This window comes from Paenibacillus sp. LRG-1, from assembly GCF_057220305.1.
On record NZ_CM170126.1, the window covers coordinates 5,605,212 to 5,629,781 of the forward strand.

At 47.6% G+C, this 24,570-nt stretch carries 24 protein-coding genes and 1 riboswitch; of the genes, 3 read left to right on the forward strand and 21 right to left on the reverse strand.

Going from position 1 to position 24,570, the window contains the following annotated elements:
- Positions 1 to 43 precede the first annotated feature (43 nt).
- The 10 genes from cobJ to ACUUJN_RS24890 form a co-directional block, all read right to left on the reverse strand.
- Positions 44 to 1,840, reverse strand: coding sequence for a precorrin-3B C(17)-methyltransferase (gene cobJ / locus ACUUJN_RS24845; protein ID WP_484669028.1), 1,797 nt, complete (start codon positions 1,838 to 1,840; stop codon positions 44 to 46).
- A gap of 311 nt (positions 1,841 to 2,151) precedes the next feature.
- A riboswitch (cobalamin riboswitch) is annotated at positions 2,152 to 2,337 on the reverse strand.
- Positions 2,338 to 2,394: 57 nt separating this feature from the next.
- Positions 2,395 to 2,949 (reverse strand): LOG family protein, encoded by a 555-nt coding sequence (locus ACUUJN_RS24850; protein WP_023990794.1) that lies wholly within the window; start codon positions 2,947 to 2,949, stop codon positions 2,395 to 2,397.
- A 206-nt stretch (positions 2,950 to 3,155) separates the two neighbouring features.
- On the reverse strand, positions 3,156 to 4,007 hold the full coding sequence (locus tag ACUUJN_RS24855; RefSeq protein WP_068938986.1) for a uroporphyrinogen-III synthase: 852 nt from the start codon (positions 4,005 to 4,007) through the stop codon (positions 3,156 to 3,158).
- A gap of 101 nt (positions 4,008 to 4,108) precedes the next feature.
- Positions 4,109 to 5,263, reverse strand: a complete 1,155-nt coding sequence (locus ACUUJN_RS24860; RefSeq protein WP_023990796.1) for a GerAB/ArcD/ProY family transporter — start codon at positions 5,261 to 5,263, stop codon at positions 4,109 to 4,111.
- Positions 5,264 to 5,306: 43 nt separating this feature from the next.
- The gene (locus ACUUJN_RS24865; protein WP_023990797.1) at positions 5,307 to 5,531 is read right to left on the reverse strand and encodes a hypothetical protein; all 225 of its coding nucleotides are present in this window, start codon (positions 5,529 to 5,531) and stop codon (positions 5,307 to 5,309) included.
- Entirely contained in the window at positions 5,524 to 6,741 is a 1,218-nt protein-coding gene (locus ACUUJN_RS24870) for a Ger(x)C family spore germination protein (protein ID WP_028540746.1), read from the reverse strand. The genes ACUUJN_RS24865 and ACUUJN_RS24870 overlap by 8 nt, the downstream gene beginning before the upstream one ends.
- On the reverse strand, positions 6,741 to 8,366 hold the full coding sequence (locus tag ACUUJN_RS24875) for a spore germination protein (protein WP_023990799.1): 1,626 nt from the start codon (positions 8,364 to 8,366) through the stop codon (positions 6,741 to 6,743). The genes ACUUJN_RS24870 and ACUUJN_RS24875 overlap by 1 nt, the downstream gene beginning before the upstream one ends.
- 179 nt (positions 8,367 to 8,545) lie before the next feature.
- Complete coding sequence (locus ACUUJN_RS24880; protein ID WP_028540747.1) at positions 8,546 to 8,884, reverse strand: hypothetical protein; 339 nt, start codon at positions 8,882 to 8,884, stop codon at positions 8,546 to 8,548.
- Positions 8,885 to 8,899: 15 nt separating this feature from the next.
- Positions 8,900 to 9,613 carry a pirin family protein gene (locus ACUUJN_RS24885; RefSeq protein ID WP_075154878.1) on the reverse strand — a complete coding sequence of 238 codons (714 nt, stop codon included), beginning with the start codon at positions 9,611 to 9,613 and terminating at the stop codon, positions 8,900 to 8,902.
- 69 nt (positions 9,614 to 9,682) lie between these two features.
- Complete coding sequence (locus tag ACUUJN_RS24890; protein ID WP_023990802.1) at positions 9,683 to 10,540, reverse strand: LysR family transcriptional regulator; 858 nt, start codon at positions 10,538 to 10,540, stop codon at positions 9,683 to 9,685.
- A 181-nt stretch (positions 10,541 to 10,721) separates the two neighbouring features.
- Between ACUUJN_RS24890 and ACUUJN_RS24895 the strand changes: the two genes are divergently transcribed.
- Positions 10,722 to 11,702, forward strand: coding sequence for a DMT family transporter (locus ACUUJN_RS24895; RefSeq protein ID WP_226887718.1), 981 nt, complete (start codon positions 10,722 to 10,724; stop codon positions 11,700 to 11,702).
- A 118-nt stretch (positions 11,703 to 11,820) separates the two neighbouring features.
- On the opposite strand, the gene ACUUJN_RS24900 is transcribed toward ACUUJN_RS24895, so the two are convergent.
- The 6 genes from ACUUJN_RS24900 to ACUUJN_RS24925 form a co-directional block, all read right to left on the reverse strand.
- Positions 11,821 to 13,809, reverse strand: coding sequence for a methyl-accepting chemotaxis protein (locus ACUUJN_RS24900; RefSeq protein WP_023990804.1), 1,989 nt, complete (start codon positions 13,807 to 13,809; stop codon positions 11,821 to 11,823).
- Positions 13,810 to 13,963: 154 nt separating this feature from the next.
- Positions 13,964 to 14,371: a DoxX family protein gene (locus ACUUJN_RS24905; protein ID WP_028540751.1), complete on the reverse strand. Its 408-nt coding sequence runs from the start codon at positions 14,369 to 14,371 to the stop codon at positions 13,964 to 13,966.
- Between the two features lie 117 nt (positions 14,372 to 14,488).
- The gene (locus tag ACUUJN_RS24910) at positions 14,489 to 15,349 is read right to left on the reverse strand and encodes a M56 family metallopeptidase (protein ID WP_023990806.1); all 861 of its coding nucleotides are present in this window, start codon (positions 15,347 to 15,349) and stop codon (positions 14,489 to 14,491) included.
- 3 nt (positions 15,350 to 15,352) lie between these two features.
- Positions 15,353 to 15,766: a BlaI/MecI/CopY family transcriptional regulator gene (locus ACUUJN_RS24915; RefSeq protein WP_023990807.1), complete on the reverse strand. Its 414-nt coding sequence runs from the start codon at positions 15,764 to 15,766 to the stop codon at positions 15,353 to 15,355.
- A gap of 146 nt (positions 15,767 to 15,912) precedes the next feature.
- On the reverse strand, positions 15,913 to 16,752 hold the full coding sequence (locus ACUUJN_RS24920) for a winged helix-turn-helix domain-containing protein (RefSeq protein ID WP_023990808.1): 840 nt from the start codon (positions 16,750 to 16,752) through the stop codon (positions 15,913 to 15,915).
- A complete protein-coding gene (locus tag ACUUJN_RS24925; protein ID WP_023990809.1) occupies positions 16,728 to 17,123 on the reverse strand; it encodes a Fur family transcriptional regulator in 396 nt (131 codons plus the stop codon). The genes ACUUJN_RS24920 and ACUUJN_RS24925 overlap by 25 nt, the downstream gene beginning before the upstream one ends.
- A gap of 184 nt (positions 17,124 to 17,307) precedes the next feature.
- Between ACUUJN_RS24925 and ACUUJN_RS24930 the strand changes: the two genes are divergently transcribed.
- A complete protein-coding gene (locus tag ACUUJN_RS24930; protein WP_484669029.1) occupies positions 17,308 to 17,637 on the forward strand; it encodes a YczF family membrane protein in 330 nt (109 codons plus the stop codon).
- Here the strand turns inward: ACUUJN_RS24930 and ACUUJN_RS24935 are convergent.
- The 4 genes from ACUUJN_RS24935 to ACUUJN_RS24950 are packed head-to-tail and all read right to left on the reverse strand — an operon-like array spanning position 17,527 to position 22,657.
- Positions 17,527 to 18,672 (reverse strand): GerAB/ArcD/ProY family transporter, encoded by a 1,146-nt coding sequence (locus ACUUJN_RS24935; RefSeq protein WP_069080097.1) that lies wholly within the window; start codon positions 18,670 to 18,672, stop codon positions 17,527 to 17,529. The two genes, ACUUJN_RS24930 and ACUUJN_RS24935, sit on opposite strands and share 111 nt — an antisense overlap.
- Positions 18,669 to 19,778, reverse strand: a complete 1,110-nt coding sequence (locus ACUUJN_RS24940) for a GerAB/ArcD/ProY family transporter (protein WP_068938994.1) — start codon at positions 19,776 to 19,778, stop codon at positions 18,669 to 18,671. The genes ACUUJN_RS24935 and ACUUJN_RS24940 overlap by 4 nt, the downstream gene beginning before the upstream one ends.
- Positions 19,779 to 19,803: 25 nt before the next feature.
- Entirely contained in the window at positions 19,804 to 21,045 is a 1,242-nt protein-coding gene (locus tag ACUUJN_RS24945) for a Ger(x)C family spore germination protein (protein WP_226887719.1), read from the reverse strand.
- A complete protein-coding gene (locus ACUUJN_RS24950) occupies positions 21,023 to 22,657 on the reverse strand; it encodes a spore germination protein (protein ID WP_069080096.1) in 1,635 nt (544 codons plus the stop codon). The genes ACUUJN_RS24945 and ACUUJN_RS24950 overlap by 23 nt, the downstream gene beginning before the upstream one ends.
- A 224-nt stretch (positions 22,658 to 22,881) precedes the next feature.
- Here ACUUJN_RS24950 and ACUUJN_RS24955 point away from each other — a divergent pair, with 224 nt between their 5' ends.
- Positions 22,882 to 23,973, forward strand: a complete 1,092-nt coding sequence (locus ACUUJN_RS24955; protein ID WP_023990814.1) for a GGDEF domain-containing protein — start codon at positions 22,882 to 22,884, stop codon at positions 23,971 to 23,973.
- Positions 23,974 to 24,040: 67 nt separating this feature from the next.
- Here ACUUJN_RS24955 and ACUUJN_RS24960 read toward each other — a convergent pair whose 3' ends face one another.
- Complete coding sequence (locus ACUUJN_RS24960) at positions 24,041 to 24,514, reverse strand: Rrf2 family transcriptional regulator (RefSeq protein ID WP_069080094.1); 474 nt, start codon at positions 24,512 to 24,514, stop codon at positions 24,041 to 24,043.
- Positions 24,515 to 24,570 lie beyond the last annotated feature (56 nt).

The following is a 24,570-nucleotide window of genomic DNA, read 5'->3' on the forward strand; positions in this document are numbered from 1 at the left end:
TTTATATATATGCTTGTATCCAGTTCATCAGGCCTTCATTCCATTAATCACCACAAACCGCATTCACTTCTACCGTTGCTGGTGCATCTTCATGCCGGAAACCCGCAACGACGCCTACACGTTTAAAAAATTTATGAAAACGCTCATTCGGATGCCCTTTTTCCTTATATTCAGCAATGACGTTCTCCACGATATCAGTAATCTGATCACCCGGAATTCCTTCCGCTACGGGCTGAGCGGCATGAGCATTGCGACCGAATTTTTTGCCACCGAGGAAGAGGTCGTATCCTCCCTTGCGATAGACGATTCCGATATCCTCCAGCACCGCTCCATAGCAGGCCATACCGCATCCGTTCAAAGCAATACTCGTTTCCTTGGGTGCCTGTAATCCGCCAAGTACAACCTGTAGATGCTCAGCCACAGGCACAGCGTCATCCTTCTCCATATTGCAGAAGTCGCACGCCTTCACCTTAAACACATCGCCAATCGGCATGACAATGAATCGTTCATCCCGCAGCCGTCCGACCAGTTCCTCGGGGTCTGCACACGGCACGCGCAGCACGATCTGATGATCTGGCGAGTATTCCAGCTCGCCGTCATCACCCGCTACCTCGGCGAGCAGCGCCATCTGGCGAGCGGTGAACTTCTTGTTTCCCACACCCGGGGAAACACCCACCTCAAATAGCGCAGGCTTGCCAAAGCCGCCTGTCGCCATCCCGGACGCGGCCCCCGCTCCGGCCACCGCTGACGTTCCGGCGGTGCTCTCGGCGGTAGGCGCTTGCCCGCTCCAGCGAGCGTTGGCTACGCCAGGCAGCTTGCCGCCTACAGCGAGGCGGCTTAGTGCCTCTGCCGCCAGCGATGCCGGGGCTGCGCCGGTTTGCACAGCAGTCGTTGCCTGCACGGCAGCCATCGCTTGCGGGCGTGCCTGCGTCGCAACCGCAGCGCCGCTCGCGGAGGGTCCAGCGGGCGTAGTCGGGGCTGCGCTTGCCTGCGGTGTATCTTCTTGTGCGCCCAGCGACCACGGCTCCGCTTCCGTGCGGAGACGCTGGTGCGGCTTGAGTGCCTGCTCGGTCGCATCTAATGTGTATTTGCGCTGATATCCGCGCGGAGTCACGATCAAGCCGTCATACACCGTCGTCGAGGAATTGCCGATGATTACAGTCGTCAGCATCCCAATGTCATGGTTCAGCATATCTTCCAGCGTCGTTACAATAACTTGCTGACGTTCACGATAAGCACTTTTCACCAACCCGACTGGAGTTTGCGGATCGCGGTAACGCAGCAAAATGGACTGCGTCTCCACAATCTGGCGGGTACGCCGACCACTGCGCGGGTTGTATAATGCAATCACAAAATCGGCCGAAGCCGCTGCTTCTACGCGCTTCACAATCGTTTCCCATGGGGTCAGATGATCACTCAGACTGATCGTGCACGCATCATGCATAACTGGCGCCCCCAACAGTGAAGCACAGGACTGAATAGCCGAAATCCCCGGTACGACTTCTACCTCAACTCCGTCCTCGCGTCGCCAGCCTTTTTGCATCAGCACCTCATACACCAGCCCTGCCATACCATAGACTCCCGCATCTCCACTGGAAATGACAGCTACCTTCTTGCCCATCTCTGCTTGGCGAACCGCCTCCTGTGCACGGCTCACTTCCTCTGTCATTCCTGTGCGTACAATCTCCTGTCCGTTCAACAACGGACGGATCAAATCAACGTAGGTATTGTAGCCGATAATGACCTCACTTTCGGCCAGCGCATCCAGCGCCCGTTTTGTGATATGTTCCATATCTCCTGGTCCAAATCCAATCACCAGCAATTTTCCTAATGGGCTCATCGTGCTCCTCCTATTCATCCTTTTCAGGGCAGCTATGCTATCTATTTCAATGATTTATGTACATCGTGTAACTCGAAAAAACCCCATCCTGCCCGGATGGGGTTTCTATGTACGCATCTCTCATCAGACGAACAAACAGCGTAAGAAGACACTATTTGTCTTCCTCCAGCCTGCCGTTGTTTTCCATCTGACTGTTTACGCTTCAAACGCTGCTGCACGTTCATATCCACGCAAACCTCTAGCCAACATGGAAAAAGCAACGTGTGCCTGATTTCCTGATTTCGTACACCCATCCTCTCCGCGAAGGTTAACGGTGCATACAGATCAAGGTAGGTCTCCTGGCTTGGCATCAACGGATTCTTTCGTCTTCCCCGTTTTTCACGAGTGACCATTTTAAAAAATCCTCTTCCTTACAGTGGCGGGACCGCTCGGGATTTGCACCCGATTCCCTGTTACCCTTTGCTCAACCGCAAAGGCACCTTGTCTGTCCGCTATTTGATTATGGGTCTTATCATAACCTTGCCTCAATCAGTTGTGCAAGCATGAAAAACGCTTTATTTCAAGTTCTCTGCTTTATTTTTTAACATATGTAGCAATTCGTCCGGGTCCGCAGAGATACTTAATAACGCTGGATGCTCAGCCCCGGTAAACCCTTCTTGCACGCTATGACGCACCATTTCTACTAACGGGTCAAAATATCCATTCACATTCAGCAGCCCAATCGGCTTGCGATGAATCCCGATTTGCGCCCAGCACAATACCTCGAATAGCTCCTCGAAGGTTCCCAAGCCACCCGGAAGGGCGATAAACGCATCGGCCATCTCGCTCATTGCCGCTTTACGCTCATGCATGCTTGCTACCTCAATAAATTCGGTAACTCCCCGATGAATGATCTCTGCATCAAATAACAGGGTGGGCATAATGCCAGTGACCTGACCGTCACCCGCCAGCATTCCATCCGCCACCTCTCCCATCAGCCCCCTGCTAGAGCCACCATAGATCAGACGGATATGATGGCGAGCCATGGCTTCCCCCAGCTTGCCTGCAGCCTCAACATATACCGATGAATGTCCAGGTCTGGACCCGGCAAATACGCAAATAGAATTCATTAACGTCTCAGCTCCTGTCCTAAGTATCATGCATCGAAACTTATTCATTATATTAGATAAACATTTTCGCTATAACAAAAATCTTTGTCGATGCATGTCCAACAAAAAAAGATAAAGACCTCGTAGGCCCTTATCTTTATTTTACTCTGTATCCCAAAATATAAGTTCATTTTTTAGCATACTGCATTTATAATTTCTATCTCATTTCAATGACCATTCACGATCTTCAGACCACAGCCATGCACCGAATCGTTATGTTCAAAATATTTGCCCAGCTCCACCATCATCGCGCCCATGCGCTCTTCGGTTGGAAACACGACTCGATCAATCCCTTCTTCCACAATGGACTGTGCAGTCACCTTCCCTACGGATACAGCAATCACATCCTCACGAAAAGCTTCCAGTAACTCCTCGATTCGATTTTGCTCTCTGGCATATTGGGCCAAAAATCGGATTTGCGGACCACTTGTAAACGTAACAGCATCAACATTACGATGGATAACATCCTCCAGTAACGCCTGCAATTTTGCTTCCTCAGGTGGGATATGCTTATAAGGAAGTACCTGGCGGGTCACTGCCCCCTGCTCGTCCAGCCACTTTACCAACCGTGGAGCTGGATCGCCATGCAGTTGCAACAGTACTTCCTTCCCCTTCAGATCGTATGGGGCGAAAGCTCCTGTCAATCCGATCAAACTTCCGTCCTCGTCTCGTACTGCTGGCGTAAAGCCACGCTTTTTGAGTCCATTGACCGTCTTGTAGCCCCGCGCTGCAATGTTGGAAGATTGCAGCAACTCCATGATCTGTTCGGCCACGCCCATATCCTCTGCCATATCAAACAGGGCATCCAGCCCCATACCTGTCGTGAAGATGTACCAGTCCGGAGGGTGCTTCACCCACGATACAACAGCGTTGCGCAGCTCGATATCATCCAAAAAAACGGTGCCCTGGGCCGGGCGCTGTACTGGCTCACCCCCCATCTTCACAACTAGCAGCGCCATTTCTTCTGCTTTACGGGGACCAGCAAGAGCGACTCTCTTACCTGCCATGCGTTGTGCCATTCTGTTGCCTCCCTTGTAGAAGTCGTATTTCTTTCTACCAAGTATACAATCAGAGGGGTAAAAGACAAATAAGAATTACTTTTCCGATAAATACAGTAATCTTATAAGTGGTCGTGTCCTGTTCTGCCTCCATGCTGGCTTTCTTTCTGACTACTGCTATCCCGCTCTCCGTTAGATGCCTTATCATCTCCGCCTCTCCCTTTAGATTTGGGTCGGAGCAACATCCATAGCAACAAGGGCATGATAACAAAAAAAATGATCATCACCGCGGTCCACTCCCGGCTGAAATCATAAATTTGCACGATGTTGGAGAACAGCATAAACGAACAGACGTAACCCAACAAACCTACGGGCCAAACCATCAGACTTCCCCATGCATGGGCAAACATACGCTTTACTGCCAAACTGGTAACGTACAGGTCAACCCCAATCTTCGTAAGAAAGGTCGGTACAGTCAGTGCGGCCACGAACAAGTCGAACCGATCCAGAAAGTCCGTTAGCTGCAATTGACGCACTAGTTCATAGGATGGATAAAATAGCCGGGACAAGATAGGAACACCAATAACCAACTCCGACAGCAACATCAGCATAGTCAGAAATGCGGTTCCGAGCAAATGCCCATACCACGCACTACGCCCATTATAGCTCTTCCCAGAAATCACAAAGGGAACCATCATGATATCGGCCATATATCCCAGCATGCGCCAGCTGCCCTTGATCACTCCATCTACTTCCGGATGTAAATAGGGTCTCAGTACCGAAAAATCCATATTACGCCCGAAAAAAAGCGGCATGGTCAGCAGCGTCAGAATCAACAAAGGTACAAAAATCTCGGTCATATTCACGATGGTGCTTATTCCGCCTTTGGCCATAAACGCCAGAGTCAAAAGCAAAATAAGAGATACGACAACAATCGGAGTCAGCGGCAAAAGTACAACCTCCACCAAATCCGTGATAACTCTCAAATCCCGTGCAAAAATGATCAGAAATAAAATAAGGTAGACTGCAAGCAGCATACGTCCTAGCACAGGGTGAGAGCTCACCATGGCCTGCATCAGGTCCTGATCAGGAAAACGCCGCTTGAGTCTCAACATGGCCCAAATCGGCAAGCATAGCACGATAGCTGCAATTACACATGTCCAGTAGGCATGTTGATTCGCGTAATCTGCTGCCTGCGCCGGAGCATGTATAAGGGTAATAGCGACCTCCATCAATACACCAAGCAGCACGATTTGTCTGGTTGTGAACTGTCTCATGCAGGTACATCCTCCTTTTGCCCGCAGGCATCCATTACACGATTTACAACGTAGGGGGGAGCCACATGTCAATAAAACGGGCCAGCCATGTAGCCACATAAACAGTGCTCTTCGTTGATGTTCCGTAAATCCAGACACCAATGCTAATGACATACAATACGCGTGAGATCCAGCGATTGACGGCAGGCGCATCCCTAATACTTTTGCGGTCAATCAGATACATGAAGAGCATAGCCAGCAATAAAGGTAATAGAAATACTTTATTCATTCTGGATTTGCTCCTTTTTGACCCCGAATGGTTTGGTGACCGCACCGATATTTTCAATATGCACGACCGGATCTATAGTGACCTCCACCTTGGGATACAGTTGATCCCATTGAGGTTTAATCCGTTCCCATTCATCCGGATGACTCGTAATAATAGCCCGGCCCAAACCAAGTACGTCTGAGTGATATTTTTGCTGGATCACCTTGACACCCTCTCCCAGCTCCCTCTTAATTTCCTCGGCTGTCTGCTGTTCCAGCCACTTCAAATTTTCCTCGTTGGAAATATCGAAATCCGTCTCATTTTCCTTCACATTCCCGTTACAGTTCATATGAACGGTCATGCGAATATCGTTCCCACGAATATATGGCTTGATATGGACATTATTTTCGATGAGGTGTACAGATATGTAGCCTCTACCTTTGGGAGGGTGGATAAATATTTCTGTCTCCTTGGCTTGCTCCATACCCAAAAGCAGGAATCGACTGAGGTGGTTATCTATAATCCCTGTTAACCTGTCTTTCCGAAATACAGCTAGCCCATCGACCTGAATATTTGTCTTCTTGTCTTTAAGATTAGAGGGGCCATTCTTCACCAGAGACATCACCGGCACCACCGGGTCAATACCATCCAGCAGGACGGAATTTATCAGCAGCTTAACAGAACGAGGTTTTTTCATATAGGAATAGTTGAGCTCACGCACCATTTCTGCCGGATATTGCTCAATCGGGGCATCTGCCTGAAGCACTTCCATCGCTGATCCCTTCGTAATAACAACCAGGGAAGACAGACGGTTTTGCGGAATACGCGCCAGTACATCCATCATTTTGTTAATCCCTTCCCGCGCCAGCGTCTCACCGAACAGCAGCACCCGTCGATGGGAGTAATTCAGCGTTCGCGAAACCGCACGCTGTTCCTCGGTGCTTGCTCCCCGGAAGCTTGGGCCTGTTTTGGACTCCAGGTAGTAGGATTTCGTACCACTTGTACCTCCCCCTCCTCCTGTACTGCCCGAAGATCCAAGTTGTCCGGGTAAAGCGATTTGCATCGTTACCCGGTATTGATCGCCTTCTTTATCCAGACCCGTGCCCATCACAAAGGCCACATCGTTCACTTCACGGCGATCCCAGCATCCTCCCAAAAGAACAGAACAAAGCAGCAGACAACAGAGCACAGCCGCTTTACGTATTTGTTGTGCATCGGATTTGGGCTTCATCACCATCCCTCCTCGGTTGTAGGCGATCCATTCATCTTTTCCTTCGCTCGTTTGTTGTTGTCTTTACCAATCCAGGAAGGACGTTTAGTCATTTTCCACCAAGGCGCACGAACGACGATATCCTTTTGATCCATATGTTTGTATGGACTATATCCGCTCATATAAGGAACACCAAACGATGTTAGCTTGGTTAGATGCGTAGCAATCAGCGTTGTCGCAATAATGATCCCAAACAATCCGAATAATCCCGCCATCAGCATAATTGGAAATCGTAGCAGACGAACCGTGATGGCAAAGTTAAAACGCGGGATGGTAAACGACGCAATACCTGTGAGCGACACAATAATGACCATCGGGGCCGATACAATCCCTGCTTGTACAGAGGCCTGACCGATGACGAGCGCTCCAAGGATACTGACAGCCTGACCGACCGTTTTGGGGAGACGAATCCCCGCTTCTCGTAACGCTTCAAAGGAAATTTCCATCATTAGTGCTTCCACCAAAGCGGGGAAAGGGATAGACTCACGCGCTGCCGCAATACTCAAAATAAGCGTCGTCGGCAGCATATCATGATGATAGGTCGTCACCGCTACATATAATGCAGGCAGAAAGAGAGCCAATATGAGAAAAAGAAAACGAATCCAGCGCACCATATTACTGATAAAAAAGCGCTCGTAATAGTCTTCGCTCGCTTGCATCATCTGCCACATCGTGACTGGCCCAATCAGGGCAAAGGGCGTTCCGTCTACAAAAATAGCAAAACGTCCTTCCAATAATTGCGCAGTGACGGTATCCGGGCGTTCGGTGTATTCCATTTGCGGAAACGGCGAAAACGGGTGATCCTCAATCAGTTCCTCAATATATCCAGTCTCCAGAACACCATCAATTTTAATATCGCTAAGCCTTTTTTTAACATCCTCCACCAGTTTTGGATCTATGATCCCTTCAATATAAGTAAGGACGACGCTCGTTTGAGTTTCTGTTCCGATGGTCATGCTGTACATCTTGAGCTTGGAGGTTTTCAATTTGAAACGTAACAGTGCCGTATTGACGCGAAGTGTCTCTGTGAATCCTTCACGCGGTCCACGAATAACCGATTCGGTCTGCGGTTCCTCCACTCCACGGCGGACACCCCCCTTGGCGCTAAAAATATACGCACGAGGCGTGCCATCTACAAACAAGGCGGCATTGCCGTCCAGTATCGCTGCCGATACCATCTTCCATTCGTCCATCGTTTTGGTCTGGGACATGGAGATACGAGTTTCATCCAGCGGCTCCAATTTGCCGTTCACTTCAGGGTCCTTGAGCATCATGCCCAGAATGACAGGCCGCAGAATATGGTCCTGCAAATCCTCCGATTTTACCGTACCTTCAAAATAAGCCAATAACCCTTTGCGTTCAGGGGAAATCATGAGCTCTCGATAGACGATATCAGAGCAATCCTTGAAAATATCACGCAAAGCAATCAAATTGTCTTCCACACTGCTACGCAGCGGCTGTTCTAGCCATGAAGACTCAGGCAGTCCTTTAGGCACATTGAAATTTCGTGTCTTGCGGTCTGCGGCTGGAATCGCTCGCCGGCTCCACGGTGGCTTCGGCAACTTGGGAAAGCGCCCTTTCTTCATCGTTATTCCCCCTTTACGAATGAGCCGAACAGATAATATGACATATAGGATGTACCAGCCTGCAAAGGATTATGTATCCAATGAACTCAACATGTTGAACAGATAACAAAAAGGCCCTGCAATGATGCAGGGCCTTCGAAAATCCATTATAAATCTGAAAATTTATGATAAAGGAATGATTAATCTCCCCAATACTCCTCGGGATGGTATTCAATCTCAGAACTAGCTTTGAACGTAAGCTCATCTGTCTGATCATGATATTCCACGCTTTCCGGGGTGACGTAATACCAATGCTTCACCACGGGTCCATCGTCTACCGGCGTTACAAAACGAAATACGTTCAACTCCCCGCTATAACGCACAATCGCCTCCGCCGTCTCATGCGGCAGTCCTTGAAGCGTAAAGCGAAACACGCCGTCCGCCGATTCCAAATGGCAATCGAAAACCTGCTTGCGGCTGTCAGCAAAGCTACGTCCCGTGACGGCATGCTTGATCAGCCATGTTTCCTGCTGCGCCATTGTGCGCACCTCCTTTTAGGGCAAATCAATCAACATATAAAAAACAGAATCTTCTGCTTTCAGTGAGAGCTTCGGCTCCTGCTCAATACGAGCGGAATCGCGTCCTTGCAGAATATGTTCACCGTTCACACGCAGCGAGCCTTCGATGACGAATAGGAACACGCGCCGACCCTCGGCCTGTGTGAATTCTACTTGCTCTCCAGGCTGAAGCTTGCTTAAATAAATCGTTAAATCCTGATTGATTGCAGCTATTTCACCCTCTGTGCCTGGTACGCGCTTTCCGGCAACGACAGGCAGAAGCTGACCGTGAAGACGCTCAGGATTGAACGCTGTAGCCTCATATGACGGTTTCAGGCCTTTCGTATGCGGGCTAAACCACAATTGCAGTAGACTGACATCCTCCATTTGTGAAGCGTTGTGCTCCGTATGAATGATGCCGTGGCCAGCTGACATTCGCTGAATGCCTCCAAAACGGGTCACCGCTACATGTCCACGGTTGTCTTCATGACGCAATTCCCCATACAGCACAATCGAAACAATCTCCATATCACTGTGCGGATGCGCCCCAAAGCCCCGTCCCGGTGTGATGACATCGTCATTACAGACACGCATAGGACCAAACTCTGTATTGTTCTCATCCTGATACTCCGCGAATGAAAAGCTGTGACTCCCCCGCAGCCAGCCCTTATCGAAGCTGAATCGGGAAGCCGCCGGATATATTGTAAACATAATAGCCCTCCTTCAGGAAGAAAAATGAGATCAAATCCCTCTCATTGTACCCGAGCCCAAGCAATAAAGCTACGCCTCTGTCTGAGTGATAATCTCGTCTATAAAAGACTGCAAAGTACTGGTAACAAAGGCTTCCTTACGCCGGATAAACACCGTTGTTACTTCATTGTACGGCTCAGGCATCGCATGACCGCAGACAAGGCCTTGAGCCACCAGCCCGCTGATCGAAGATTCGGGAAAAACGGTCATTCCAATACCAGCCGCCACACTGCCGATAATTGTCTCAAATGTCCCAAACTCCATAATCTGCTTGGGAATAATCCCCTCCATCTTGAGCCAGGTTTCCAGCCGTCCCCGGTAGCCGCAACCTTTTTTATACAGCAGGAGTGGACGGGTTGTAAGATCCTCAACAGAAAAGTCATCTCCTTGGGATACGAGGACCAGCTTTTCCTGAAATACATCAAACTGTTCAATCAGCGGATGCTTCACCGGCCCGGTCACAAAAGCTCCATCCAGCCGCATTTCTGCAACCTCCTGCACCAGAGACTCTGTAACCCCGGCCTTGAGGGACAACTCGACATCCGGGTACTTGCTATAGTAAGCATGTAAAATGGCCGGGAGGGCAATGACAGTCTCCACAATGCCAATCTCCAGCACCCCCGAAGGTGCAGAGGTATTCTGAAACGCATGTTTCATTTCCTCGAATTGCGATAAAATGCTTTTCGTATATTGCAGCAGACGCTTGCCCTCGGCATTGAGGATCATTCCCCGCTTATGTCTATTAAATAAAGGCGTTTGCAGTTCCTTTTCGAGCAGCTTGATTCTGGCCGTTACATTGGACTGGACATAGCTAAGCTCGGCTGCAGCCTTGCTGACACTGCCATGCGCAGCCACCGTCTGGAAAATGTTTAAATCGTTCAGATCCACTACTGCTCCCCCTTATTGTGAAGGACAATGGGCCATCAAAATTGACGCGCCTTGTCACTTATTATCATTTTAAATGATCATAATGTTTATTTTCAATCATTTTACCAACAGCTTCCTATCCTTTATGATGTGTCCATAAGATATGTCCGCTGAGACCGGCAAGGAGGAGCTTTTGTACACCATGAACAGACAAATCATGACCGGATCTTTATTATGCCTAATCGCCAGTATGTCCTGGGGGGCGATGTTTCCGGTTTCGCACATTGCATTACAACATATCAATCCACTGTACTTTTCATTTTTGCGCTATTTATCGGTTACACTCATTTTAGTCGTGCTATTGTGGCTCAAAGAGGGACGGACTGCATTTCGCTTTGAGGGCAAGGGTAAGACGTTGTTATTCTTCGGGACCATGGGATTCACCATTTATAATATGGCCGTTTTCCAGGGGCAGCACGCGATGGGGGCAGCAGGTACTCTCGTAGCCTCTATAATGGAAGTTCTAATGCCGATGATTTCCATTGCGATGGTGTGGATCATGACCCGTAAAATGCCTCCGAAATATACACTAATCAGCATGGTGATTGCGCTGGCTGGGGCTTTACTAGTGATCACGAACGGAAAATGGACCTTTTTCACGCTTGCCGGACAACATTTACTGCCGCTGCTGCTTATTTTCGTAGGCGTCGTCGGATGGGTCGTATATTCCATGGGAGGCAGCCATTTTGCAGGATGGTCTACTCTTCGGTATTCAACTCTAACCTGCCTGCTCGGAACTCTCGTCTCCTTCGTAGTCGTCACATTTGCCTCTGCGTTCAACTGGATTGTGGTACCGGACTGGCAGGCTGTGTGGTCAGTTAAATACGAAATGAGCTTTATGATCCTGCTTCCAGGGCTAGCCGCCCTGCTTAGCTGGAATGCCGGAATCCGAAAGCTGTCTCCACTGAACGGAATTCTTTTTATTAACTTTGTACCGATTACCACGCTGGTACTCATGTACTTCCAAGGTTATGCTATTAGCCGTTTTGAACTATATGGTACAGTGTTAGTCATTTTCGCACTGATTCTGAACAATATGTTTCAGAGAAGTTCGCTGCGTCCTTCCGACAGCTCACGGGATGTCCGTTTCCGTCTGGATCGCCGCAAGTCCTTCCAACGTTAACTTCTAACCCTGCAAACCAAAAATTTGCTAAAAACATTAAAAAAGCGCCTGGATACAGAGTACAATCTCCTGTATCCGGGCGCTTTTTATCATTTCAGGATTTTGCGAAATCCTCATTTTAAGATTTTCCTTCAACCTGAAAACGTCCAACCAGTTCGCGCAATTCCTCTGCCATTTGGCTCAGGTCCGCTGTAGATGAAGCAATTTCCTCAATAGAAGCGAGCTGTTGCTCAGCTGCCGCTGAGATCGACTCGGTGTTGCTCGCTGCCTCGTCCGAAATGTGGGAAATATCGCTCATAATATCTACGACACCTACAGTCCCCCGTGCCATTTCCTGAGTCACTCCGGTAATGTCATTGATATGCTCCATAGCTCGTTCCACGGCCTGGCTGATTTCCGCAAAGGATTGCTCAGACGTGGTTACCGAATCAATGCCTTCCGTCACCCGTGTCCGCGCTTGATGCATAGCACCCAGAGCATGATTCATATCCACCTGCATCGCTTCAATGCGCTCCGAGATCAAAGTAGCCGATTTCGCTGATTCCTCAGCTAGCTTACGCACCTCCGTAGCGACCACTGCAAATCCCTTACCATGATCCCCAGCGCGTGCGGCCTCAATGGACGCATTCAGAGCTAACAGATTGGTCTGTTTAGCGATACCGGATATAACGCTGATAATATTCACGATTTCACCGGAGCGCTCATTCAGGGAGTCCATGGCTTGTCCGAGATCGTTAACGGTCTCGTCGATGTCATGCATCTTCTGTACAGCCTGCGTAGCAGCCTTGCTACCCTCCTGAGCCGACTCGGCGTTCATCTTCACATGTTCAGATACGCCCAGCATACGCTCGGATACGTTCGCTGCTTGCTGAGCAAGCTCCTCCATATGTACAGAGCCGTGCTTGACGCTCTGCACCTGACGTTCGCTGCCCACAGCTACTTCCTGGATAGCAATGGTGACATGCTCAATCGCTTGGGTCGTCTGATCTGCACCCGCAGCCAGCTCCTCCGCTGAAGAACTTACCCGATCTGTCGTTTCGTGTACGCTTCGAATCATCGTGCGCAAACTATCGACCATAGTTTGGAAGTGAGAAGACAATTCGCCTACCTCATCCGTTTTTCCAGTTTCCAAATCGCCCGTCAAATCTCCTTCACTGATTCGTTCTGCTGATTTTTGCAGCTTACGAATCGGTACCAGAACAGAACGGGTGATCAGGAAAATCGCGATAAGCGCAATCACCAATGAGGCAGCCAACACAAAAATGGTTACATAACGTATGGCAGCGGTGGCATCGCTAATCTCGGATTGATAGAAGGTACCTGCTATTTTCCAGCCGGTATCTTTATTCGTTACATAGTTCAGGTACTTCTCTTGGCCTTCATACACATATGTATACTGCCCGCTCTGCGCAGCATACATATCATTTATAAAGCTTGCATCAAGAGATGTACCCGGCTTAGCCGTAGGGTGGACTACAAATTTTTTCGTATGATCCAAAATGATGATATACCCCTCCTGGCCGACTTTGATGGAGGCCAATTTGCGTACACTTTCCAGATTTAGGGAAATCCCGATAACCCCGGACTGGTCGGAAAGCGTCTGAGATACCACCACAACAGGAATACCCGATGAATTGATGATAACAGGGGTGATCGCTACCTTACCGGGTTGCTTCATCGCTTCGATGTACCATGGCCGTGTGCGAGGATCAAATGTCCCTTCGTCCTCCTTGGGCACCCCCCGAATCATCAGCCCGTCCGGTGTTCCAACAAAAATATCCGTCGCATCTTCGTGCAAGCCCTTGTATTGAATCAGTTTGGGCTGAATCAATGGGCTGTTTCGACCATCTATCATTGAGGCGTCCAGACGCTCCGCCAAATACTTCGCATCTTTAATTTTACTGGCGATTGCATATTCAATAATCGAGTTAGCCGTCGCTACACCCTGATTTGCACTGCTGTAGAGCTGTTTTTCCATAGCATTATATGATGATTTATAGGTCGCAATGGAAATACTTAAGCTCGGAATCAGCAAAACAAGCAAAAAGCCTAAACTTAGCTTGTTCCTGAGTGTCCATATAGTTTTTCTCTTTCGCGTTGTTCCCATGTTTTTTCCCCTTTGCTCATAAAACGATATATTTGAATTACATTCAGTGTTAGTTATATCGGTTGAAAGTAACAAATGATTTACAATAAAATTTCACAAAGGAGAAAAACAAAAACCGCGCCCTATGAGACTAAGGACGCGGTTATATGAACATTTAGACCTGTACGTTACTGTTTTCAGCCTTTTTACGGCCAAATAACTGATCCACTGCCAGAAAACGTCCACCGACGAGCGCTTGCTGAAGGCTGGTGAACAGAATCAGCAGATCAAATTCAATCGAGCCAAAAGGCTGTCCTTTTTTAGCGGTTAGCAATACACCGATCATAACGATGGTCAATGCCGCTCCAGCCAGTCGTGTTCCGATACCCAGAACCAGTGCAATACCCCCAACCAGCTCAACCGTGGCGACCACAGGAGCCATCCAACCAGGGAGTCCGATGCTTTGGAAGAAGCCAGAGGTTCCGTCTAATCCCTGAAACTTTTGTGCACCGTGAACGATAAAAATAACCCCTGTAAAGATTCGTACCAACAACAATCCAATATTCATAAGCGTTTGATTCATTTGCTCATCTCCTTTTAAGTTGTATAAAAATCCTGTAACAAACTACATAGTGTAGTGTATTGCACATCAAGTATCGGGAGCGCGAAAAGCGCCACCCGTAGGAAACATCTTACCCAACTAGATTAGCGCCAGTGCGAACATAAGTGTCAGCATCACTAGCACATAGCTGGAAAACATAATCGAACGCCAAGGCATTTGAATGACAGGTTCTTGCTGAGGGTCTAAAATACGAGAGATACGATAATTAATGGACGTTTCTGCAAACGAGGAACAAGCGGCGGAGTTTACCAGGCGAGTATTGGCAGGCGTCATACTCAGAAGCTTGAGCAATGCGCTCCCAATCCCAACTGGTGAACCGGCTCGATGAATCGCTTCGTTATCAGCCAAAATTTCACGGGCCGTCTTATAATGATTGGTAATGTGACGCAGAACCGGCAAGTAAAATAGCTGTTTAGCACACACTTGCAGCAACCAGGTCTTCAACGGATCATAATGTTTCATATGATAGGCTTCATGGTATATGACCGCTTCTTCCTCGTGCTTGTCCAGTACGGACAATAGTGCAGAGGACAATACAATACGTGGCTTCCATAATCCCATGGTGAAGGCGGCTGGCTTAGGATAATCAATGACCCATATCCGATCGGTCCCGAGTTCACGATATCGCTCACCCAGTGCTTCGGTCAGCGGCAGGTCACGCATTCGGTGCAGTCTGCGAAAAGCTGCCCTGGTAGCCATACACTGTCTGACTGCTTCTCCTCCGGCGATAGTGAAGGTAACGAGAACCAGCCCGCTGAGCGCATCCACCATGTAGCCGATTCCGTAGTGCTGCAACAAGCTTCTGCATATTTGAAACACGTTATAATTCAATTTCCAGCCGAAAACATGCTGCCCGGCGTACATACCCATCTGTATAAGGGCGAAACCCGAAATCAAGGCGCCTGCTGTAAACAGTAATTTAGAACGTGTTTTCCACATCGTCTACATATCCTTTTTCCATTGTTTAATTTTTTGTTCCAGACGTTCGATCAACTTCGGATCGGCCACCTCCAGAGCATCAATCATATGATTGACAGCAAGCGGACCAAATTCATCAACCAATTCGTGACTCAGTCCCTTGGATTGCTCATCCATGAACTCATCCCTGCTTAATACTGGACGATATAAAGACGTTCTCCCACGTATACTCTTACTCAGTATTCCCTTTTCCACTAAACGGTTCATCACGGTCATTACCGTATTGAAGTTAAAGTCCCGATCCCCCTCCAACGCGGTCTGCACTTCTTTGATACTCCGATCCGAAGTGGACCATAAAATATCCATAATTTTGGCTTCCAGAGGTCCGAAAAATCGGTTAAGCCCGGTTTCGCCAGCTTTAAAATTCAGTCGTTTCATAAGAAGCACCTCACACTACCGATTGTAGTGTATATATCCGGATAAAGTCAACCGTCACACCTAATGTCAGTTTCTTCATGGAATCATATACAAACCGCCGAATGTCTCCATCCGGCGGAAATTCATCGGTATTCATAGCTTTTAGTTCAATCTGCCAATCTGTATCCTACACCTCTTACGGTTGCAATATATTCAGGTTCTGCAGGTCGATCATCCAGCTTCTTGCGCAAACTTTTGACATGCACATCTACAACGTTGCTGCCGCCTACAAAATCCGTCTCCCAGATATCGTGCATCATTTGCTCGCGGGAGATCACTTTGCCTTGAGCATCAATCAGCTTCAGCAGCAAATCGTATTCTGTTTTAGTCAGATTCAATTGACTCTCTTCTTTATATACCAGCATTTTATCTCGATCAATCCAGATGTCCTTGAATACCGTACGACGGCTGGCTTGCGCGGCCTGACGGGAAGCGGCAGGATGGCGTACAATCATCCGTTCAATGTCATGCACCATATGATTGGAAGCCAGCGGCCACACCAGCACCTCTTCTGAAGGAAGCAGCTCATGCGCATGTACAGACACCCGATCCTGAACCACATACATAACCGGTGTGTCTTTCATGTGTTCTACCTCGAGACGATTGCGGATATCCAGTAATTCACTCTGTGGTTCGGTGGCGGTCAAATCGTAAATCAACAGATCGCTTCCCAGATGACGCTGCACTTCAGGCTCCCAGCGATGAAAAACCATCACATCAAAACACGCATCTGACAACGTACGCACCAACCCATGAACTACACCCGGTACCGAACTGATCAGAATGATACGACGTGTAGTCGGACAATACAAAGGCTCATTGGAGGGAACGGTCTGCAACGTAGGTGTAGAGGGAGCTGCTAACATCGATGTCCAACTGCCCTTCACCCGTCTAGGCATGTCAGCCACTTTGAAACGATTCGTTATCTGATTCGCTTGCTTTGACATTCCTTACACACTCCTCCGAATACGACATGGGCATGGGCAATATTATACCCCGTTTCATGCGCAACCGTGTCAATCCAATCATGTGGGACTTCACTCATTACTTCATCTACTCGGCCGCATACCTGACAAATAATATGCTGATGATCGTCCATCCGTCCATCATAACGACTAGCAGCTTCCCCCAGCTTCAATTCACGGATTAATTCCTTATCCGTCAAATAACGTAGGGAATTATATACTGTTCCATAGGCCAGATTATATCCGCGCTCCATCAACCGATTCATAACATCAGCCGCAGTAGGATGATCGTGGGCTTCACGAACCACATCATATACCGCTTGGCGCTGCGAAGTTAAATTTAAAGTTCTCATACCGCATCTCCCTTAACCAACGCAGATTATATTAATTACAAAATTACAATCACAATAAAGATCAACTTAGAATAAGTATAAATCTTAATTTATTTCAAGTCAATGGGATCGGATAAATTGAACGGCTTTGCAACACAATGTATACATGGTACATCTCAGCCCATACACATTGGAGGAATATTTTATGAAAATACTGTGGATATTCATTCTCTTTATGATGCTTATGCTCGGCACCAATCTGCTAGTGAACTGGCTATTCGGTACTCATACCCCGTGGGAGCCCATGGCATTGGCTTTTAGTTCTATGCGGCCATCCGAATATATCGTCTTGGCAGGAATGCTGCTCGTATTCTTTGTAACCGTGGCAAAAAAACAAATTGAGTACGGATTTCGCTTCCTTTTTTCACGATGGTCCCGTTTTCTGAAAGTTTCCGCTTCTTCCTCGGGTTCTAACTCTGCTTCGATGCAAAAGAGCCGCCAAAAAGAGCAGCAAGGGAAAGATGTAAACAAATAACGGATGAATATAAATAAACGATAATCGGCCAAAAGCAAGGTGCTCAATCATGCTGGGTGTTTGTACCTGTGACCACAGTAAGACAATGATCCCGACAAAAAGTAGTGTTTTCCGGTAGGGGAGGTTAAAAATATCGGAGATCCCGAGCACCGCAGCATAGAAGAACAGGGCAATTTTAAAAAAATCGCCGATAATCATCGTCATCAGAACAATCACATCCAGACGCTGTAAATATTCTGAAAACTGTACATTCCCAAATGTGCTGAGTAAAGGAAAGATGGAGCGCTGTGCAATGTCAGTGCCCATAACAGCCACATTTAGTATTGCGGCTTCAGCTAAAACGAGACCACCTACGATAATGCCCGCATAGCCTGTTCTGGCCATCTGCGACGTTTTTTCCAAATGGGGCACGAACATCATAAAACAAATCATTTCTGCGTATGGAAATGCCAAATGTTCCCTAATGGCTGAATGAAGCACAGATTTAAAGCCATGCTCCATCACCGGCGTCAGCTCATGCAAATGAATGCTGTCCGATAAAATCAACAGTACATTCCCCACAAAAATGACGGTCACCACTGCAATAAGCATTATTTGTCCTGTTCGAGCTAATACTTCAAATCCTAACCAAAGGACATACATTACGCACAAAACCATAAGGAAGGCAACGACCAGGTTGGGCGTTTGCTCCAGTACGGAAATACGAATCAGCTCTGTCTCATCGCGCAAATTCCCACCTGTTAGAAATAAAAAAAACAAAATATATAATACTCCCATGACTGTTCCACATGTATGACCGACCAATTCTCTAGCATAGGTTGTGAGAGGCTTACCAGGGAACGTTTCAGCTGTGTAGCAGTACATTCGGAACAATACCATACCCAGAATCATAGCAACGAGTTGAATAATCCATGTGTCCCGCTGCATATAACTATCCATATTAATGGTGACTGCGTTCCCAATCAGAAAATGAAACATAAGAATGAGCAGTTGTCCGGTGCTGATGTATGTTTTGTTTTCAAGACGATGACTCACGAGGCATACCCCTTTCTTTTTTTGTTGCGGATCTTTTTCAGCCATGACACCATAAGCAACAAGAAAGGAAAAAACACAGCAAATACCGGAAACATCCATTTCAGTACAAACTCGCCTGTTGCAAGATGTTCTTGATAACCTTGGGTCATCAACACGCAAGAAACAAGCATGATAAGCCCAAACGGCAGGATCAGTTTATGGTACGAAACACGCAATACATCTTCAGCAGCCTTAACCGCTGCATAATAGAAAATAAAAATTTTAAAAAAATCAAAAATAATGACAGTCATGACCCCAATTACATCCACTCTATCGACGAAATCTGATATTTCGACCTTGCTGATCATAGAAAGCAGCGGGTAAGTGGCCCGTTTGAATACGTCCTCCCCAAGCACAACCACATTTGACAGTGTAACAAAAGACAGGATTGCGCCTCCCAACAATACAGCGGTGACCCCAACCCCGTTGGCACGGTAGCTTTTCTTTAATGTGGGAAGGATCATCGCAAACGTGACCATCTCACCGTATGGCAACATCAAGGCTTGTGAATAAACAACCTCCCATATCGGCTGCCAGCCATGCTGGGCAATAGGAAATATATTGCTCATATGAACAATACCTGACAATAAAATCATGATATTCGTAGCGCAGCCCAACAGCAGCAGCAAGAATAACAGCATAAGTCCCGTCCGGCCTGCGACCTCAATTCCCAAATGCATCACATACATGACAAGACCAATCATCAGGACACAGACGATAGTTAACGGCGTATGCTGTAATGTCCGATCGGCAATCAGTATTCCAGTATCTCGAAGATCGCGTGCTCCGCCGTAAAGAAAAAACACAATATATAAAAAGGCAAGCACGCTCCCAGCAGTTTTGCCTAGGAGCACCTTGCAGTACTGTGTCATGAGCAGGTCGGGAAAGTGGCGGTGAAGGCTGCCGTAGCATAGAAAAAGTAGGGCTCCCAAACCTGTGGCGATAAGAATAGCAATCCACGCATCCTTGCCCGCATCTCTTCCGGGAATAGACATCATGGACGTCCCCAACTCAAACAGCATCATCAGGGAAATCATCTCTTTTGCGTCGATTTGTATCTTTTTCAATGCCTTCCCTCCTTTCCCGATTTCACTAATTGGACTCTCCCTTCGAATAAGGGTTAGTCCGTGACTGTGTATGCTTCAGTACCGAAGTCACCTGAACACGAACGGTGCTTTCTGCAAAATAGCGGTTCCATTCAGGTGAGAGTTTTTTCCACTGTTCAGGATGGCTTTTCTCCAGTGCATGGCCTAGGCCGAGTACATCACTACGGCTACGCTGAACCTCCTTAACCGTTGAAGTAATCACTTTTTTTGTTTCCTCTCCCCACTGTTTCTGCAAGCTATACATAACCTCTGGACTTTTTAAGTCAATCGAGCACTCGGCTTCCTGAATCGTCCCGGTCTGCTCCAAATTAATAACAAAAACCGGCTTCCCTTGCTCGATCAGACTGTGTACATGGGTTTTAGAATACAAGGTTTCGATTCCAATGATTTCACCTTTTTTGCCGCAGCTCAACGCGGTTTCAGCACTTTTCACCTTGTTATTCACCATAGATAGTCCCAACGCTTGGTCATCGTCCAGCCATTGGATGAGACGATCCTTCTGGAACACTCCCATACCCTTGATGCTAACAATCGCTTCGGGCAAAATACTATCCACGTTAGCCTTAAGGTGGGCCTGCTCCAAATTACCTTCTACTTCTACACCAGTAAGGACAGGGCCACTACCTTTATTGGACATACTCCGGATAACATCGTCTAGACTCACTGCGTAATCCCCGGCGTACATACGCTGGGACGCTTCCAGCTTACCCGAGATATCATTAGCAGGAATACGACCGATGGCGGTCATGGATGCCAGTACGTTCTTGGCCGTTTCACCGCGTGCTACCAGCATTTTCATCGTTAGTCGGGGCTCCGCAGCCCTTTCCAAATAATCCAACGTATCCCCGATACCACGTCGAGCCAGCTTTTCTCCAAAAACGACAATCCTCGCATGGGCCAGAGAAACTACCCGCGGAATCTTCTGTGAAGCTTTGCGAATTACTTGAAAAAGGTTGCTTCCCTTTTGCTGATACAGCACGACTGGGGTATTTCCTCGGGCCTTAGCCCCGGCAATTTCATCCGCTACGATAATCTGTAGGGAAACCTCATAATCCGATTCCCCATCCGCATCAATGCCTATAGCCGCGACTACTGCCCGCTGGTTCAACTCCACTGAATCCCAGCAGCCAGAGAGAAGCGGCATGACTAGTAGCCCCACCAAACTCAGCACCCATATTCTCCATTTAAAGGTTACTGCGCTTCGTTCACTCCCCTTCTCCAGATACACCCTGAGCGCCCCCCTCCCGCATCGGTGAAGTTTTATCGGAAGGGGAAATCCCGCTTCCATCCTTCATTCGTGTCTGATTCGTTGATGTAATACTTTTAGGACGTTTCCGCATCATCCAAAACGGCATTCGCAATACGGCATCCTTTTGACTCTCCAGCACAAAAGGACTGAAAGGGGCCATGTAGGGCACCCCAAAGGAGCGAAGGCTGTTCATATGAGCGATCAGCGCAATGAGCCCCAATGTAATGCCATACAGTCCCATAAATGCAGCCAGCACCATAAAAACAAACCGGAACAGTCTCCCGGCTACCGCCATGTTATATGTCGGAATCGCGTAGCTGGCAATCCCCGTCAGCGCTACTACAATCGTGAGCAGCGGAGTGACAATTCCAGCCTCCACAGCCGCTTGTCCCAATACAAGCGCACCGATAACGGATACCGTTTGTCCGCCCACACGGGGCATTCGAATACCTGCTTCTCGCAAGATTTCAAAGGTGATTTCCAGAATAAACGCCTCCAGAAATGCCGGAAAAGGAACGGATTCCCGCTGCGCTAGTATGCTGATGAGCAGTGGGGTTGGTATCATTTCATAATGATAAGTGGTTAAAGCGATGTAGAGAGAAGGCCCCAAAATCAGAATAATAAAGCTGATATATCGGATGAGTCGGACGACAGTCGCCATGTCGTAACGTTCCGAATAATCGGAAGAACTTTGAAAAAATTGAGCAAATACAGTAGGCATCACCAGTACAAATGGATTTCCATCCACAATGAGTGCCACCCGACCCTCCATAATGTTGCTGCTAATTGTATCTGGTCTTTCTGAGTTGTAAATTGTCGGAAATGGTGTGAGATTTTGATCCTGTATCATCTCTTCTACCATGCCTGACTCAAATATGGCGTCAATATTGATGGCTTTTATCCGTTCGCGAACTTCATCTACAACACTTGAATCTGCAATATTCTTCATATATAGTATGGCCACATTCGTGAGGGACGTACTTCCCACTTTGAACATCTCCATCGTAAGATCGGAGCTTTTAATCCGCCGACGTACAAGAGAGATGTTCGTGAACAGGGATTCCACAAATCCGTCCTTCGGCCCCTGGACGACAGACTGTGTGGAGGGCTCGTTAACCGCCCGCGTCTCTCCTCCACGTGTGCCGCATGCGATGGTTTTTATACAGCCTTCCAGTAAAATGATCGTATCTCCCATCAAGAGTTGTTCCATCATGGAATTCCAATCATCGCACTCCTTCACTTCACCCAGTTCCAGCGCGTGAGCCTGTATTTGATTGTAAAGCTCTTCTGCACTTTCCACCTCAGCAGCCACCTCGGCAGATGGGCGGCTAAGCAATGATTTCATGACGAGTTCATTCACCGTATCCGTCTTGACCATACTATCTAGAAATACAATAGCGGCGGGCACATCCGCCTTTAGTCCGACATTAAAACGACGAATCAAGAAGTCTGGGCTGTTTGACGTCGACTCCTTAATTTGCTGCAAGTTGGTATCCACATGAGCCTCGATCTTTAAAGAACGTGAAGAATTTTCATTATTCTTGTCCGCACCCGACTTTTTATTATGTTTGCGATAGGGATAGCGAATCATGAGCAAACCTCATCTCCAGTAAGGCAGCAATAGATACCGCCCATTTTTCCTTATTCTTGTATCTTTGGAGTATGCTCAATCTATTCCCAGTTATGCACCAAACACATGAACGAAACGTTATAAGCGCATCAGCGTAATAAATTTCAATAAATTCTTCATTTTCAAGCTTAATGTCAGTTTTTTTGATAAAATGAAGAAATATGCCTCTCGGGAGGGTTAGCATCTTGTTCAGTACGTTTTTTGTAAATACCTGTATCCTTGTCACCTTTTTGTACATAACTGGCCTCATATCACAAAGATATAAAATCCGTCTGCACACCTTGAAGCGTAAGATACATTGGATCGGAGGCGGCCTTTTTGGGTGCTATGGAATTGTTATGATGTACTATTCAATTCCAGTAGGATTTAATACGATTGCCGATCTTCGTCATTTGGCCATCGTAGCTACCGCAACGTACATCGGCGCCCCAGCAACGCTCATGGCTACCCTATTTATATGTGTAGGTAGATTATTGCTGTTTGGTATCAACACTCAAGCCATCGTAGGCGCTATTTTTATGATGCTCGTTGGGCTGGGGTGCGCTTTATTGTCACATCTGTCCTGGTCACGTTTACCCAAGCTGATGATTATGAACGTTTTTGCTATGGGCATTATATTCTGTTCCCTTATGATTAATTTGAAGAATCTTGATGATGTTCTGCACGTTTATCCGCTCCAATTATTCATATCCATGATCGGCGGATGTCTTCTGTACCTCATTGCTGAATCTATCAACACATCCAATGAGCTATTACTTCGACTGGAGCATACCTCCTACACAGACCATCTCACTAATTTAAGCAACAGAAGACAGCTTGAGTTTTCATTGGAAGAGAAGCTCCCTCAAGCTCGTCAACGTCATGAGCACTTATCTGTACTGGTGTTGGATATTGATCACTTCAAGGAAGTCAACGACACCTATGGGCATGCGGCAGGAGATGCAGTGCTGCGCCAGCTTGGGCAGATTCTAATGGAAAAATGTCGTCCTAATGATGTAGTCACCCGCAGCGGGGGGGAAGAATTCACCGTGCTTTTGCCAAATTGTGCTTTTCGGCAAGCGTTGCGAATAGCTAATCAGATTCTTAGTGGAGTAAATCAGCACGAGTTTATTTTAGCGGATGGTCTTGTTCTTAAGGTCACGGTGTCCATCGGTGTGACGACATTTCCTGGTACCGGGGAAGATATGTCCGGGGCAGCCCTGTTGGAGCAGGCAGATAAAGCACTATACGAAGCTAAAAATGCAGGACGTAACCGGGTTTGCTCATATGAAACATAATTTGAGGCATGACCATTTCATAGAAATAGCCGATACAACCCTCTTTTGAGAGTCGTATCGGCTATTATCATTTTGAATCTTCATTATGATTGCATTTTCCCACCACGAGTGATGTACGATTGGCAAGCGAAGCCAGCGTATGGGACCCCCATACTTCCAGCATACATCGTTCGCTCTCGGCTAAAATTTCGGATACGGCTATCGCCAACTCCTCACAAAAAGGATTGGTTTCCGGTTCATGCATCATACCCGGGAAAATCGGATCACATATTTCAATGGCGTGGTATATATCAGCAAGTGTAATATGGTCGGCCGAACGGGTAAGCACATAGCCTCCCTCACGACCTTCGCGTGCTGCAATCAAATCTGCCTGTACAAGTCGCGTCAGCACCCTGCGCACCAAAGTGACTTCGCAGTCAATGGAACGGGCAATAGAACCGCTGGCACAGAGTTCTCCGTGCTTTTCCAAATAGACAAGCGCCTTTACCGCCACCCCAAGCCATTTGGGCGTTGCGGTGCGTAGTCGTTTTTCACTATTCAAATGAGATGACACCCCTAAGCTGTAGAAACTTCGTTGAATGCATTGTACGTGATGTC

Coding starts and splice junctions, on each gene's coding strand:
- ACUUJN_RS24865 (WP_023990797.1), bottom strand. CDS start 5,531: ATGAATAAAGTATTTCTATTACCTTTATTGCTGGCTATGCTCTTCATG.
- ACUUJN_RS24920 (WP_023990808.1), bottom strand. CDS start 16,752: ATGTCAAAGCAAGCGAATCAGATAACGAATCGTTTCAAAGTGGCTGAC.
- ACUUJN_RS24930 (WP_484669029.1), top strand. CDS start 17,308: ATGAAAATACTGTGGATATTCATTCTCTTTATGATGCTTATGCTCGGC.
- ACUUJN_RS24860 (WP_023990796.1), bottom strand. CDS start 5,263: ATGAGACAGTTCACAACCAGACAAATCGTGCTGCTTGGTGTATTGATG.
- ACUUJN_RS24875 (WP_023990799.1), bottom strand. CDS start 8,366: ATGAAGAAAGGGCGCTTTCCCAAGTTGCCGAAGCCACCGTGGAGCCGG.
- ACUUJN_RS24870 (WP_028540746.1), bottom strand. CDS start 6,741: ATGAAGCCCAAATCCGATGCACAACAAATACGTAAAGCGGCTGTGCTC.
- ACUUJN_RS24910 (WP_023990806.1), bottom strand. CDS start 15,349: ATGTGGAAAACACGTTCTAAATTACTGTTTACAGCAGGCGCCTTGATT.
- ACUUJN_RS24950 (WP_069080096.1), bottom strand. CDS start 22,657: ATGATTCGCTATCCCTATCGCAAACATAATAAAAAGTCGGGTGCGGAC.
- cobJ (WP_484669028.1), bottom strand. CDS start 1,840: ATGAGCCCATTAGGAAAATTGCTGGTGATTGGATTTGGACCAGGAGAT.
- ACUUJN_RS24925 (WP_023990809.1), bottom strand. CDS start 17,123: ATGAGAACTTTAAATTTAACTTCGCAGCGCCAAGCGGTATATGATGTG.
- ACUUJN_RS24880 (WP_028540747.1), bottom strand. CDS start 8,884: ATGGCGCAGCAGGAAACATGGCTGATCAAGCATGCCGTCACGGGACGT.
- ACUUJN_RS24905 (WP_028540751.1), bottom strand. CDS start 14,371: ATGAATCAAACGCTTATGAATATTGGATTGTTGTTGGTACGAATCTTT.
- ACUUJN_RS24885 (WP_075154878.1), bottom strand. CDS start 9,613: ATGTTTACAATATATCCGGCGGCTTCCCGATTCAGCTTCGATAAGGGC.
- ACUUJN_RS24915 (WP_023990807.1), bottom strand. CDS start 15,766: ATGAAACGACTGAATTTTAAAGCTGGCGAAACCGGGCTTAACCGATTT.
- ACUUJN_RS24855 (WP_068938986.1), bottom strand. CDS start 4,007: ATGGCACAACGCATGGCAGGTAAGAGAGTCGCTCTTGCTGGTCCCCGT.
- ACUUJN_RS24850 (WP_023990794.1), bottom strand. CDS start 2,949: ATGAATTCTATTTGCGTATTTGCCGGGTCCAGACCTGGACATTCATCG.
- ACUUJN_RS24900 (WP_023990804.1), bottom strand. CDS start 13,809: ATGGGAACAACGCGAAAGAGAAAAACTATATGGACACTCAGGAACAAG.
- ACUUJN_RS24895 (WP_226887718.1), top strand. CDS start 10,722: ATGAACAGACAAATCATGACCGGATCTTTATTATGCCTAATCGCCAGT.